The sequence below is a fragment of the Bacillus sp. AFS055030 genome (genome assembly GCF_002574545.1).
Lineage (GTDB): Bacteria > Bacillota > Bacilli > Bacillales > Bacillaceae_G > Gottfriedia.
The window spans coordinates 1-14,818 of the sequence record NZ_NUGT01000030.1 but is presented as its reverse complement, the minus strand read 5'-3'; the positions used below and the strand labels follow the sequence as shown (position 1 = coordinate 14,818).

Annotated in this window: 9 protein-coding genes and 1 pseudogene; 7 read left to right on the top strand and 3 right to left on the bottom strand. The window is 35.0% G+C overall.

Going from position 1 to position 14,818, the window contains the following annotated elements:
* The first annotated feature begins 93 nt into the window (after positions 1 to 93).
* The 3 genes from mngA (at position 94) to CN925_RS12680 (ending at position 5,659) form a co-directional block, all read left to right on the top strand.
* On the top strand, positions 94 to 2,031 hold the full coding sequence (gene mngA / locus CN925_RS12690) for a PTS 2-O-a-mannosyl-D-glycerate transporter subunit IIABC (RefSeq protein WP_098846590.1): 1,938 nt from the start codon (positions 94 to 96) through the stop codon (positions 2,029 to 2,031).
* A 16-nt stretch (positions 2,032 to 2,047) separates the two neighbouring features.
* Positions 2,048 to 4,648: a mannosylglycerate hydrolase gene (gene mngB, locus CN925_RS12685; protein ID WP_098846589.1), complete on the top strand. Its 2,601-nt coding sequence runs from the start codon at positions 2,048 to 2,050 to the stop codon at positions 4,646 to 4,648.
* Positions 4,649 to 4,921: 273 nt separating this feature from the next.
* Complete coding sequence (locus CN925_RS12680; RefSeq protein ID WP_098846588.1) at positions 4,922 to 5,659, top strand: MurR/RpiR family transcriptional regulator; 738 nt, start codon at positions 4,922 to 4,924, stop codon at positions 5,657 to 5,659.
* On the opposite strand, the gene CN925_RS12675 is transcribed toward CN925_RS12680, so the two are convergent.
* From CN925_RS12675 to CN925_RS12665, 3 genes are all read right to left on the bottom strand, one after another.
* The gene (locus CN925_RS12675) at positions 5,628 to 6,776 is read right to left on the bottom strand and encodes a glycerate kinase family protein (RefSeq protein WP_180232949.1); all 1,149 of its coding nucleotides are present in this window, start codon (positions 6,774 to 6,776) and stop codon (positions 5,628 to 5,630) included. The genes CN925_RS12680 and CN925_RS12675 overlap by 32 nt on opposite strands.
* A 63-nt stretch (positions 6,777 to 6,839) precedes the next feature.
* A complete protein-coding gene (locus CN925_RS12670; protein ID WP_098846586.1) occupies positions 6,840 to 8,195 on the bottom strand; it encodes a 6-phospho-alpha-glucosidase in 1,356 nt (451 codons plus the stop codon).
* 109 nt (positions 8,196 to 8,304) lie between these two features.
* Positions 8,305 to 9,897, bottom strand: a complete 1,593-nt coding sequence (locus CN925_RS12665; protein WP_098846585.1) for a PTS transporter subunit EIIC — start codon at positions 9,895 to 9,897, stop codon at positions 8,305 to 8,307.
* Positions 9,898 to 10,046: 149 nt separating this feature from the next.
* On the opposite strand from CN925_RS12665, the pseudogene CN925_RS21580 reads away from it, so the two are divergent.
* The 4 genes and pseudogenes from CN925_RS21580 to CN925_RS12650 all read left to right on the top strand — a co-directional run.
* A pseudogene (locus CN925_RS21580) lies at positions 10,047 to 10,254 on the top strand (IS5/IS1182 family transposase); the annotation flags it as partial.
* 1,832 nt (positions 10,255 to 12,086) lie between these two features.
* Complete coding sequence (locus CN925_RS12660; protein WP_098846584.1) at positions 12,087 to 12,338, top strand: hypothetical protein; 252 nt, start codon at positions 12,087 to 12,089, stop codon at positions 12,336 to 12,338.
* A gap of 24 nt (positions 12,339 to 12,362) precedes the next feature.
* Complete coding sequence (locus tag CN925_RS12655; protein WP_098846583.1) at positions 12,363 to 13,223, top strand: hypothetical protein; 861 nt, start codon at positions 12,363 to 12,365, stop codon at positions 13,221 to 13,223.
* Positions 13,216 to 14,712, top strand: coding sequence for a hypothetical protein (locus tag CN925_RS12650; RefSeq protein WP_098846582.1), 1,497 nt, complete (start codon positions 13,216 to 13,218; stop codon positions 14,710 to 14,712). Before CN925_RS12655 ends, CN925_RS12650 begins: the two co-directional genes overlap by 8 nt.
* Positions 14,713 to 14,818 lie beyond the last annotated feature (106 nt).

Below are 14,818 nucleotides of genomic sequence, written 5' to 3'. Positions count from 1 at the left end.
ACTGTGTAAAAATAAGAAGTTTCCGGCTTCTTATTTTTTTTTTGCTATGATGAAGTCAAAGTAGTCCACTAAAAAATGAAAGGGGTTACAAAGATGCAGTTAAAAAAGTTAACATCAGAAGCTTTAATCAGTACAAAAAAGTCATTTTCATCGAAAGAAGAGATCATAAGTTATTTAGTTAAAGAGTTAGCGGCAGAAGGAAAAATTCATTCTGAAGAAGAGTTTTTTCATGCAGTGATGGAAAGGGAAGCTTTATCTCCAACTGGTTTTGAAGGTGGTCTAGCCATTCCACATGGTAAATCCTCATCTGTAAAAGAATCTTCGTTCGCGGTTGTTACACTTGAGAAACCAATGAGTAATTGGGAAAGTATTGATCCAAATAATCAAGTTGAATTAGTCATTTTATTTGCTATTCCAAAAGAAGAGGAAGGCACTACACATCTTACTTTATTAGCAGAATTAGTTACGAGATTATCAGACGAAGAATATAAACATAATCTACTACATGCAAGAACAACTAAAGAACTATTTAATCTTCTTGATGCACCATTACAACCTACTAATCTGAAAGTCTCTCCAAAAGGCGATAAAACAATATTAGCTATTACAGCTTGTCCAGCTGGCATTGCACATACCTATATGGCAGCGGAAGCACTCGTGAAAGCGGGGAATGATTTAGGCATAAATGTATTTGTTGAAAAACAAGGTGCCAATGGAGTTGAAGACCGACATACGTTTGATTTGATCAGAAAGGCAGATGCGATTGTATTTGCGGTGGATGTTGCGGTAAAAGATGAAGAGCGATTCAAACATCTTCCAAAAGTTAAAACATCTGTAGCTGCACCAATTCGAAATGCAAAAGGAATTTTAGAACAAGCACTCCAAAAAGTGGGAAGTGTACCTAAATTAGAAATGGGCGAAAGAGAAGAACAACATCATGAAGTAGAAAACAAATCATTTAAAACAGAAATCAAGGATTCTCTTTTAACAGGAATTTCTCACATCATCCCTATTATTGTAGCGGGAGGTATGACGTTAGCGGCGGCTGTCTTTATTGCGCAAGCTTTTGGACTTCAAGATGTATATGCAGCGGAAGGATCATGGTTATGGTTATTACGTCAATTAGGTGGTACTTTATTAGGACAAATCATGATTCCACTTTTAGCAGCTTATATGGCATACTCGATTGCTGATAAACCAGCATTAGGGCCAGGGTTTGCAGCAGGGGTCGCAGCGAATTTAATCGGCAGTGGATTTTTAGGAGGTATGCTAGGAGGATTACTAGCAGGTTATTTCTTAAAGTATTTAAAAGTAAAGGTCAAGCCAAAAGGGACTTTCGCAGGATTTGTTAGTTTCTGGTTTTATCCTGTAGTCGGAACACTAGTGGTTGGTTCAATTATGCTATTTGTTATTGGTAAGCCTTTAGCTTTCTTAAACGAAGGACTAATTGAATGGCTAAATGGCATGAGTGGGACAAACGCGATAATTTTGGGAGCAATTTTAGGAGCGATGGTTTCATTTGACCTTGGTGGGCCTGTAAACAAAGCTGCATACACTTTCTGTATTGGCGCAATGGCGAGCGGAAATATTGTACCTTACGCAGCATTTGCATCGGTCAAAATGGTCTCTGCATTCTCCGTCACTGGAGCAACAATCATAGGAAAACATCTATTTTCCGAACAAGAAAAAGAAGTTGGTAAACAAACATGGTTACTTGGCTTAGCCGGAATAACAGAAGGTGCGATACCATTTATGATTAATGATCCACTTCGAGTGATTCCTTCATTAATCGCTGGTTCAGCAGTAACAGGAGCGATTGTTGCTTATTTTAATATTGGATTAAATGTTCCAGGTGCTGGGATTTTCTCATTAGCATTACTTCAAGGAAAACCAGCTCTATTAGCTGCAAGTATATGGATTGGTGCAGCATTAGTGGGTGCAGTTATCTCTACAATTTTATTAATTATGACAAGAAAACAGAAAATCATTAAAGAAATAAAAGTAAAGGCATCACAACAAAGTGTTGCGTAAGGGGTGAAAAACCAAAATGAAAAAAGTTCATATCGTCCCACATATGCATTGGGACAGAGAATGGTATTTTACAACGGAAGAATCTAGAATTCTATTAGTGAATAATATGGAAGAAATTATGAAAATGTTAGAAACAAACCATGACTATCCATACTATGTACTAGATGGACAAACTGCGATTTTAGAAGATTACTTCGCAGTAAAACCAGAAAATAAAGAGCGAGTAAAAAAGCTAGTTCAAGAAGGTCGATTAATCATTGGACCATGGTATACCCAAACAGATGAAATGATCGTCGGAGGTGAATCAATCGTTCGTAATTTATTATACGGGATGAAGGACTGCGAAGAATTTGGAGTACCGATGAAAATCGGTTATCTCCCAGACTCATTCGGACAATCAGCTCAAATGCCAATGATTTTAAACGGATTTGATATTAAGTACTCAATCTTCTGGAGAGGGACATCTGAACGTCATGGTACAGACAAAACAGAATTTTATTGGGAAACAGACGATGGTTCAAAGGTATTAGTTCAATTATTTCCTTTAGGGTATGCCATCGGAAAGTATTTACCTGAAAATGAGAAAGCACTGCAAAAAAGAATAGATAAGTATATTACTGTACTTGATCGAGGTGCAACAACTGATCATATTATCTTACCAAACGGACATGATCAAATGCCTATTCAAAAAAATATATTTACCATCATCGAAAAGCTACAAAAACTATATCCAGAACGTGAATTTTTCTTAAGTAAATATGAAAAAATTTTTGAGAATCTAGAAGCACAAAAAGACCTTGAAATATTGAAAGGTGAATTTTTAGATGGAAAGTACATGCGTGTTCATCGTAGTATTTACTCGACTAGAATGGATATTAAAGCAGCGAATACGAGAATTGAAAATAAAATCACCAATATTTTAGAACCACTTGCATCAATCGCCTATCGATTGGGTTTTGAGTATCATCACGGCTTGATTGAATTAATATGGAAAGAAATGATGAAAAATCATGCGCATGATAGTATTGGCTGTTGCTGTTCGGATAAAGTACACAGAGAAATTCTTAGCCGGTTTTATTTGGCAGAAGAAAAAGTGGATCAACTAATCAATTTTTATAAACGAAAAATTGTTGATTCAATGGATCCTTCTAATGAACATGATCGCATTACACTTTTTAACTTACTTCCTTATGAGCGAACTGAAGTTGTGACGACAAGCGTTCTGACAAAGTTAAAATCATTTAAACTTGTTGATCATGAATCGAATGAAATAGATTTTGAGATTATCGAAAGCAAAGTCACTGATCCGGGCTTAATCGATCGACAAATTGTTCATTATGGAAACTATGATCCTTTTATTGACTATACAATCCAGTTAAAAGATACGATTCCATCGATGGGTTATAAGACGTATTTTATACAAGAAAGTGATGAAATTATTAAAAAGATTACTTATTCTACAAGCAAAGTTGAAACAGATTATTACGAGATTACTGTTAATTCAAATGGAACTTTGAATATTTTTGATAAGCAATTTAAAAAAAGCTTTAATAATGTTCTCCGTTTGGAAAATGGTGGGGATGATGGTGATGAATATGACTACTCTCCACTTTTAAATGAAGAGTTAATTTATAGTGATTCTGTTCAAGCCGAAACTAAAATTCAGCAAAACCGGTTCGGGGTAATGATTGATATTAAATATACGTTAGCTGTTCCCTCAAACTTAGAAAAACGGAAGGAACAAATTGTTGATAGTACTGTTGATGTTCATATTGTAGTGAATGTTCCAAATCATAAACCGAGACTTGATATAACATTTGAATTGAATAATCAAGCGAAGGATCATCGATTAAGAGTGTTAATTCCAACAGGACTTGTTTCAGCTTTTTCAGTATCGGATAACCAATTTGGTTCAATAAAACGAGACGTTGTTGATTCAGCAATTCATGATTGGGAGGAAGAAAATTGGGATGAACGCCCAGATTCAATTTATCCTATGTTGAGTTATGTTGGTTTATCGAACGATGAATATGGTGTTAGTGTTTTAACAAATAGTACGAGAGAGTATGAGATTGTTGGTGAGAAGTTTGATACAATCGCGATTACTTTGTTTAGAAGTGTTGGTTTTCTTGGGAAAGAGGAGTTGATTCGTAGACCAGGGCGACCGTCTGGGATTAAGTTGGCTACTCCGGATTCGCAGATGATTGGGAATTTGTCGCTGGAGTTTGCGATTGCGACATATAATAAGGAAGAGGATGTTGCGAGGATTGCTAAGGAGTATTTAACGCCGATTGTTAGTTATAATAAGATTCCTTTTGATGCTATGAAGTTGAATGAGTCTGGTGTGAGGACACCTTTAGAGTTTAGCTTTTTTAAAGAGCGTTCCGGAAATGTTGTTTTAAGTACGTTGAAGAAGGCTGAGAAAGAAGATAAATTTGTTGTACGTTTTTATAATTCAGCGGAAAATGAGGAGTATGCTTTTTTGGAATTTAATGATGAAATTGGGCAGGTATACATTGTTAATTTAAATGAAAAAGAGCATGAAGAAGTTTCTGTAAATGATCAGCAAGTAGGAATAAATGTGAGCGTAAATCAGGTCAAATCGATTTTGTTTTAAAACAAATGAAATTCATTTTACTAAGGCATTCAAACTTTGACCCGACACAAGTTTTATTACATTTAATTAAATCAGAAATTATTTTTACACCGTTTGTAGATATATAAACGGTGTTTTGTATGTTTACTGCTACTTTGAATTAAAAATAACAGTAGTAATTCAGATTTACTACTGTTTTTAAGTATTTTTTATTACAATATAGTTAGATAGGAAAATAGAATTAAAATCCGTGGTGGAGCAAAAGGGAAAATAAGTAGAAAGTAAGGAGAAGACATGAATTTTTTTGATTTGATAAAACAAAACCGTTCAACACTTAATTCAAATGAAGAAGAATTGCTTAGTTATTTATTTGAACATAAAGCGGATTTAAAACAAATGACAGTACGGCAAATTGCTGAAGCTAATTTTACCGCACCTAATTCTATTATTCGTTTATGCAAAAAACTTGGATTTTCTGGTTTTTTGGAATTTAGAGAGTCTTTGTATTTAACATCATCACAACAAAAAGCACTGATGGAGATGACAGCTTTAGATGAACAAATTATTAAAACTAAGCAATTGATTAATCAAGATGTATTGAATATCGTACTTGAAAAGATTCATAGTGCTAACCAAATTTTATTTTTTTCTGTAGGGTTATCACGTATAGCTGCGGAAGACTTACATCAAAGACTCCGAATTGTTGGTAAAAATACACATACTTTTATTGATCCACATGTGATGAAACATAATGCTAAAATGCTTACGTCAGATGATTTAGTATTTGCCATTAGTGTTAGTGGTTCAACAGATACGGCACTACATGCTACAACAATTGCAAAAGCAGCTGGTGCAACGACAGTTAGTATTACTGGTTTCTCAAGTAATCCACTATCCAAATTAACAGATTATCAATTTTATGGTATGACATCTGAATTATATATTGATGGGGTAGATGTATCTGAGAGACTTAGTTTTACGTATTTAACAAATTATATTTTTACTGAGTATGTGCAGAAGTATCTCTTGTAGACAAGTTATCAATTAGATTAAAAGTACGTTTAACTGCAAGGTGTAACAAAGAAGAAGCGTTAGTCATAGCATCCTCAAGTGTCATAACACTAGATACAATTGGTATGGTTGCAATAATACCATAGTCGGTTAATTCAGTTAAACCATCCTCAATACTCCCAGCAAACACAATGGTTGGAACGTTGTGTTTTTTTGCGATTAAGCTAACGCCAATTGGTAATTTTCCTGCAAGAGATTGTGAATCGAATCGTCCTTCACCAGTTATTAGTAGATTGGCTTTTTCAATTGATGCTTCTAAATCGCATTCTTTCATAAGTAGTTCAATTCCACTTTGATAAGTAGCTCCTAAAAATGAATAAAGCATAAAACCAATGCCGCCAGCGGCACCTGCCCCAGGATGATCGATATAGTTTGTTGCTAATGATTGATTGATGGTATCGGCAAAACGTTTAATCATCTCATCATAGTCATTCATTTGGGAGGTATGAAGCCCTTTTTGAGCACCAAAAATGAAAGTAGCACCATTTTTTCCGAGTAATGGATTCGTTACATCAGATGCGATGATAAATTCAACGTTAGCCAAGCGTGGATCAAGTTTGCTAGTATCTATTTCTGTAACTTGATCAATAGAATGTGGAAACGTTGGAACTGTATGACCGTATTTATTTAAAAATTTGACACCGAGGGCTTCCATTATTCCTTTTCCACAATCAATTGTAGCACTTCCCCCAAGCCCAATAATGATTTTCTTGGCTCCACGATTTAAGGCACTTACTATTTGTGCACCTGTACCAAATGAAGAGTTACAATATGGGTTAAGGTCACTGGATTCAATTAAAGTAATTCCTGAGGCTTGAGCCACTTCAATAATGGCTGTTTGATCTGAATCGATCCATCCATAGGAAGCTTGTATAGGTTGACCTTTAGGACCAGGAACAGTTTCTGTGATCATTTCACCTTTTAATGCTTGAACAAAAGCAGTGACGGTTCCTTCACCTCCATCTGCTACAGGAATGCCAATAATGTTATGTTGTGGAAGTGCATTTTTTATAACTTCAGTTGCTTCAAGACTTGTAATTGACCCTTTAAAAGAATCGATTGCAACAATAATATTCATATACATCTACTCCTTAAACAAAATTAAGGAACTATCATTTAATAGCCCCTTAATTTATTGAATTTAAACTAAAATTGTTTGTTTTTTCATTTCTGGTTTTTTTAATTCTGGCCAATAATCTTTGTTCGCTTCAATAAGAGCATCAAGAATTTTACGAGCTTTCTTAGCGTCAACAACTGTTCTATTTAACGTTAAAGCTTGAAGTGCTTTTGTATAAGAACCTTCAAGGTACGCTTCAACTGTTAATTTTTCAAAAGCATGTTGACCTTCGATTAAACCTTTATAGAATGTATCAACATGGCCTACAGAATATGGTGCTGGACCATTAATTCCAAGTGAAGCAGCAACTTCAATCATTACATCATCTGGTAGGTTTGCAACAATCCCATTGTTTGGAACAATCACGATATATGTTTGTCGCAAGTTGTTTGTAATTGAGGAAGCAACTTCAACAATCATATCTCCATGAGCATCGTTATGAACAACATGTGAATCTTTTGCTGTTCCTTTTTCGATGATACTGCGGCATTCAGCAAAGACGTTCTTTTCGCGTCCAACCATAACCTCATTAGCACGAGTAAAGTTCGGATCTAATTTAGAAGCTTTATATTCTGGATATAAATAGTACTGTAAATAAGTGTTAGGTAAATATTCTGGGAAATCAATCAGCATATTTTCTACCATTGCATAAGTATCTAACCAAGACTGGTCGCGTTGTTCAGCATCAACAGGACGGAAGCCGCCATTTAAAATCGTTTCTTTGATTTTAGGTGCAAGATCATGACCATTCTCATCATAAATATGAGTAAACCAGCCAAAGTGGTTAAGTCCAAAGTATGTTGGCTCAAATTTATTATATTCATGGTTAATTAAACGGCCGTAAGAACGTAATAAGTTAACTGGTTGATCACAGATGTTTAAAATTCTCTTATCATCCGGGAAAACCTTGTCCAGTGCTAGTGCTACAATAGCCGCTGGGTTCGTGTAGTTTAAAATCCACGCATCAGGGCTATATTTACGCACATCTTGTACCATTTCAATCATATCGCGAATTGAACGCATACCATAAGCAAAACCACCAGGTCCGCATGTTTCTTGACCAACAACACCAAAGCTAAGAGGAATTTTCTCGTCCTTCTCACGCATTGCATAACCACCAGTACGCATTTGACAGAAAACAAAATCAACATCTTTATAAGCAACATCTTTTTCTGTTGTATAAATAAAGTTTACTTCAGGTGCTTCTTCACTGAATAAGATCTCTCCGAATTGTCCTATTACTTCCTGACGTTCTGCATTAACATCGTAAAGAACTACTTGATTAAGAGCAAATTGATCTAAATGAGTTGTTAGAGCCTTTAAAATTCCTGGTGTCCAAGTAGAGCCTCCGCCAACTAATACGATATTATTTTTTTTCATAAAGAACCGACTCCTTTGGATTTTATATTATTTATTATATTTTTTGTATGAAACGTTTACATTTCTATATGTGCATTACATTGATAAGAAACAGGATTTAAGTTGCTTTTTACGCCACTATTGAACAGCTTCTTTTTACTTCTAATGCAATCCTTTCAACTTTAGGGCCATAAATAACCTGTAGGTTGGTATCGTTAATTCTTACGATGCCAGCTGCGCCAGTTGCTTTAATGGCCGCTTCATCAATTCGATCAACTGAGTAAAGAACAAGACGTAAACGAGTAAAGCAATTCTCAACTTCTTTAATGTTTTCTTTACCGCCAAGTGCAGAAACAATTGCATCACCGATTGTTGCTTCATCGTTAATGACAACATCACTGCCCTCTGCTTCATTCTCATCTTCACGACCAGGTGTTTTCACGTTAAAGCGGTTGATCACCCATTTAAATACGAAGTAATACACAAATGAATAGCAAGTACCGATCATAACAGTAATCCACCAATTCGTTTTCAATCCTTGAAGTATCCCAAAAACAGTAAGGTCAATTACCCCACCTTGTACATTACCAATTCCGATGTTGAAGAGATCTGCAAGCATGAATGATAAGCCGGCCATGAAAGCATGGAATACAAATAAGATTGGTGATACAAATAAGAATGCGAATTCGATTGGCTCAGTGATACCAGTTGTGAAACTTGCTAATGCTGCGGCAGATAATAATGCTGCAACACGTTTTTTATGTTGTGGTTTAGCTGCTCTGTACATAGCTAAACATGCAGCTGGTAAACCAAATGTCATGAACGGAATCTTACCTTGAGCTAGAAAACGAGTTGCTTCTTTCATCGTTTCAATATCAGGTGTTGCTTGTGCTAAAACAGCATTGAAGATATTAAGGGCACCAGAAACCTGTTGTCCATCCACCATAGCAACTCCGCCTACTGGAGTGAAACGAGTAAGCTGGTTTAAAATGTGATGTAATCCAGTCGGAACCAATAAGCGTTCTAAGAATCCGAAAAGAAATGGACCGAAAGCACCAGCACCAGTGATAAATTCACCGATTCCAACGATCCCTTTATTTAAGAAGGGCCAAGCAAAGAACATTGCAAGAGCTAAGAAAGGAACTAATACAACTGTAATGATTGGAATAAAGCGACGTCCGCCAAAGAAACTAATTGCTGTAGGTAATTCGATTTGATAAAAACGATTGTGTAACATCGAAACAAATAAACCAACAAGAATACCACCAAAAACACTCATTCGGAAACTGAAAATCCCTAGTACCGTATCATAAGTAGCAAAAATCTTTGTTGCTTCAAGAGTAGACATTCCAACTTCTTTTGTTAAATAATCAACATTTGTTGTTGCAGCTGTAATACCGTCTAAACCTAACATATAGCTAAGCGTTACATGGAAAAGAAGAAAACCAATAACCGTACTAAATGCAGCGGTTGCCTTTTCGTCTTTAGCCATACCGATCGCAACTGAAATCGCAAATAAAATAGGCAAATTACCAAATAAAGTACCGATTAATGTACGAATAAACCCTAGAACTTGTTGTACTGTTGTCATTTCAACAAACGATTGCCCAACAATATTTGGATTCTGTAATACAGCAGAGAGACCTAAGAAGATACCTGCGGCTGCAATAACCGAAATAGGCATCATTAGCGACTTTCCTAATTTTTGCAAAAATTCTTTCATTTTAACTTCCTCCTTATTTAGTTTGCAGTTTGAGTATAGATTGAAATGGAAGCGATTCCAATAGATTACTAGCATTACAATACAGATACACAGAAGCTATATTTGTACTCAAAGTTGTGTTTTTGTACACAATTTTAGGTAATAAATATCTAGAATACAAGAGACCTAAAGAATATGACAATTGTCCTTTAGCACAGGATTTCATTTGTCAAAAGGTTTATAAAATTAGAGAGGAACCTACATAAAAAAATACGTAGCTTCAGGGAGAGGCACGAAAAAGTGGAACTTTATAAATCATCAGTTGAGAGAGTGAATGCTTATTTAAAAGATATTTTCCAGTTAAATAACGTACGACATTGAACAGATGCAAGGGCTAAGTTTCATCTAAGCCTAGTGACACTAAAGACTTGCATTTTCCTTTTTGGCATATTCAATTTCTTTATTCAGTGGGGACTCTATTACTATATAGAAAGCATTTCCCTCTTAGAAATTCCTATATTACGATTTGCTAGGTTAATAAATAGAAGAACAGTCTAGTAGTTTATATAAAAGTTCCGTTTCTCTATCATTCTCTACTTTAGCTTGAAACTCGGGTCCAAGTTCCAATTTTAGTAGGTTGAAGGATCTACTCTCATTTGTTCTCATCAATAGGACTTGATAGTTTTTAGTGGATTTTCCGATACTGCTTTTTATTTTTTGCCTTTTCAGATGTGCAAATGCCCTGTTCTGTCTCTTTAGGAATAACTTCTAAAAAATCATTAATAATTATTGCTTCCTTTTCTACAACGTAGTAGTTAGCTTTATCTCTAAAGTGATAATTGAAATAAAAAAATAGATCATGCCTTACTAAATCAATGTTAACGTGGTCATAAACTTCCGAATCTTACTTATGTCTAACATTGTGCTAATAATTTTTAGACCCGACCCGTTTCTACCTAAATGAAATGTACCTATCTCTCCTCTTTTATACGGCATAATATGTGTCTGCCTTTCTATTCTGATTTCTACTTTTAAAATCAAATTGGCATTGTAAATGTTAAGATTAAAAGGGAATATACGTTCTCATTTGCACAAATTTTATTCATGAATTTACAAAACCTTATTAAATCAATGTTTTGACCGCCAATTCGATCCCGACCACCGGTATCTTTAGGTAAAAACGGGTTAAATTAAGAAACGATAGAACACTCGCAAATGTTGATGTATCAATGTTTGTGGGTGTTTTTTGTTTTTGAAGAAAACAAGTGAAAAGGTAGATTTTGAAATGATTTTACACATTTTTTACACAAGAGAATACCTTAGATTGTTTTCAGTGAAACCATTAAATAATTTAATAGGCAGTTAATAATGTACAGTAGACTCATACTGCGCAGCAATGATATCCATAATTATGTAAATTCAGAACAAAAAGCTTCTATTTTCTGGTATGATTTTTATATAAAGATACCTTAGATTTGAAAAGTTTCACTTAAAGTAACGGTCAGTATAGTCGAAGAAGCAAATTTTTAAGAGGGGGTATTAATATAGTAAATCGATGGGGATTTACATATTTATTTTGTAACGATTTGGAGAAAATGAAGGGGTTTTACTTAGATATACTTCAGTTAAACCTCATATGGGATTGTAAAGATTCGATTGCTTATAAGATTGGTGATCAATATTAAGTATTGATTACAATGAAGAAAACTAACCCACTATCAAACAGGTTTTCCATTCAACCAGGGTGGAAAGGTGGAACAGAACCAAGGATAGGTTGGTCTCTAGAATGTGATAGACAAGATTTCAATGAAGTTGTCCATACCATATTAAGTAAACAGATCAAAATATTATAATGAGCACAAATGGAAAGGGTATTGGAGTTTTCCTATTATAGATCCTATGAATAATACAATAGAAATAACAAGTATTGAACAGATTATACACTAATAATCATGAAATGAATGAAGTAGTATAAGAGATATATATTTTTCACTAACGGGTGCATTATTTTAGGAGCTGTTGCAATGGCAGTTCTTACCGTTGTTGAAGAAAGCGGTGTTTCATGTATGTGTTCTAATGAACATTTGCGGTAACATTGGATGAGTTGAAATCTATCGCTGATCTGCTCGGTGTCAAGTTTGAGCAGGCATTAGGCATTTATTTCACCATATGGTGATGAGATAAAGACAGGCAATGAGTGGGTTTAAACAGTGTTGAAAATCATAAAAATAAATGCTGTTGATTATATAGTCTTCACCGCTAAAGAAAGTATTGCTAAATCACAACTCCACATTATTGAAATACTTTCTGGGACTGTGCCAGTAGGTAAACAGTTTAGCTTATTGAAAGAATATCTTGAGGAGAATGATTTTGTGCTGATAAAAGGGGCAACTACATTTTGGTGTATAGATAAGGTTCTTAAGTTTGACTCAAGTAAGAAGATAAAAACTCTATTACAGTAATAAACTATGAGGGAAGGTAATCACATGTTCAATGCAAAGTTAAGAAAAAATGCAATCGACAATTATAATGCAGCGGTTGAACGTTATGAAAAAGTCGCCAATGATTTAGGTGAAAATACGAATGTTCTTTATAAAGAGCGTGAAAAAGCTATAAAACTTGTTAAATTAATAGAAGAACGAATTAATAAATTATCAAACACTCCAAAGGAATTCAAAGTAACACTTAAAAACATTGAAATTGAAGTGGAAAATTTTAAGACAAAACAGCAAGAAATTAAAAAGGCAGAAGTTGAAGCAAAAGCAGCTGCTGGAGGTTCTGGAGCGGGTGCAACTTTAAGCGCTCTTGGAGTTGCTGTAGCGACAATGGGTCCAACAGCAGCAATGGGCATTGCCACTACTTTTGGTGTTGCATCAACAGGTACTGCTATCTCTACTTTATCAGGAGCCGCTGCGACAAATGCTGCATTAGCATGGCTTGGTGGTGGTGCATTAGCAGCTGGTGGTGGTGGAATGAGTGCAGGTAGTGCATTGCTCGCTCTAGCAGGACCAGTAGGTTGGACAATTGCTGGTGTTATGCTTGCAGGTTCGGTTGGTTCAGGCTTGTTTGCCAGTCATAAAAACAAAAAAACTGCGAATAAGCTAATTGCTGAGAGAGAAAATCTCGAGAAAATAATTAGAAAATTTAACAATATGAACTCAGAAGTCAAGGCATTGGTGGAAACTACCAACACTCAAATTACTGGAGTATCTAAGGCAGAGAAAGCTTTGATTGGAAGTGATTATAGTCAATTCTCCAAAGATGAAAAACTACAAGCTGGATTGCTTGTGAATTCAACCTTAACTTTGGCACAACTAATCAATAAGGAGCTAAAATTAGATGCTTAGTGAACAGTCTATTGATAATAATGTTGAACAAGGGATTGCTTCATATGTAGATTATTTAAATAATATCAGATTAACAGATCTGAAGAATACATTAGAATCAATTCTTACTAGTGAAACAGATAAATTATCAGACTTAGCTACTAAATCAGCAAATGCATTATCAAATCTAGAATGGGCGAAAACAGAAATCGATAATCTTATCAATATTAATCGTGGTGGAGATACTGGAGTACATGGTTTTATTTCAGAGTTTGCTGAAACGGGGATAAGAAATGCAAGAGATGTTTATCAAGGACTACAGAAAAGTGTAGTCCTATTAAATGATAATGGACCTGCAGATATTCTACTTAAAGGCAAAGAAGTGCAAATGAAGTTTTATGCCAATATCTTAGAAGAGATTAAGCAAGCATCCAATTATGATAAAATGAGTATGATTTTTCCAAAAGACCATGTGGAAGTCATAGAAAAAATTATGAGCGGAGCAAAATCTGTAGAATTTAATGGAAATATCTTGTCTAACTCCCAAATCAATAATATTAGAAAAGCTATTGAAGATGAGAGTGCTCTGCGTGGCGTTTCTTATGATAAATGGTTGGAATCATCAGTTCTTGAATATAAAGATGTTCAAAAAGGAACAATTGACCAAACGTTATCAGGGGAAGTAAATGACATAAATAAGCAAACCGCTCAACAAAAATCTGATATTAAAAAGGAAGCGGATAACGATAGATTAAGCGCCCAACAAGAAGCACAACCAAGTTTCAGAGAAGCATCTAAAGTTGCTGGAATAGGTGCAGCAGTACAAGGTGGGTTCAATCTAGGGATCTTTGTCTATCAAAAGCATAAAGATGGAAAAGAAGTATGGGATTTTGATATTGAAGATTGGAAAGAGTGTGGAGTCAGTACAGCTAAAGGTGCTATTAAAGGCGGAATTTCTGGATATGCAATATATGGATTAACCAATGTTTGTCACCTTGCTGCACCAAGTGCTGGTGCAATTACTTCAGGTACTTTTGGGTTAAGTAATGCTATTGTCAAATATAGAAAAGGTGATGTTGATAGCGATGGATTTATTGATTTAGTAACACTAAATGCCATTGATGCAACAGGTGCTGCTATTGGTGCTGCTATTGGACAAGCAGTTATACCAATTCCAGTTGTTGGTGCTTTGGTTGGCTCAATCGTTGCAACCACAGCACTAAGTCTTGGAAAAAGGGTCCTAAGCAAACACGAAATAGAAGTGATTAATCTTTATCAAGAAAAAATTAATGCATTTGTTGATAAATTGGGCAAAGAATACCAAGTAAAACTAGATGAGCTTTTGAATAAATATCATAATCTCGGGGAATTGCAGCAATACTCGTTTGACTTCAATATCAATTTTCAACTAAGATTTGTTTCTTCTATTAATTTTGCAAAGTCAGTAGGAGTACCAGAGAATACTATTCTCAAAAATGAAGATGAAATTGATGAATACTTTCTATGTTAATTTGTTCCCACACGAGTTGAATATGTTCCTGCAAACGACCATCAATAAAAATGGGCATAAAAATTCGATTTTGATAGCTATCCTGACTATAAATGTCAACCTAAGT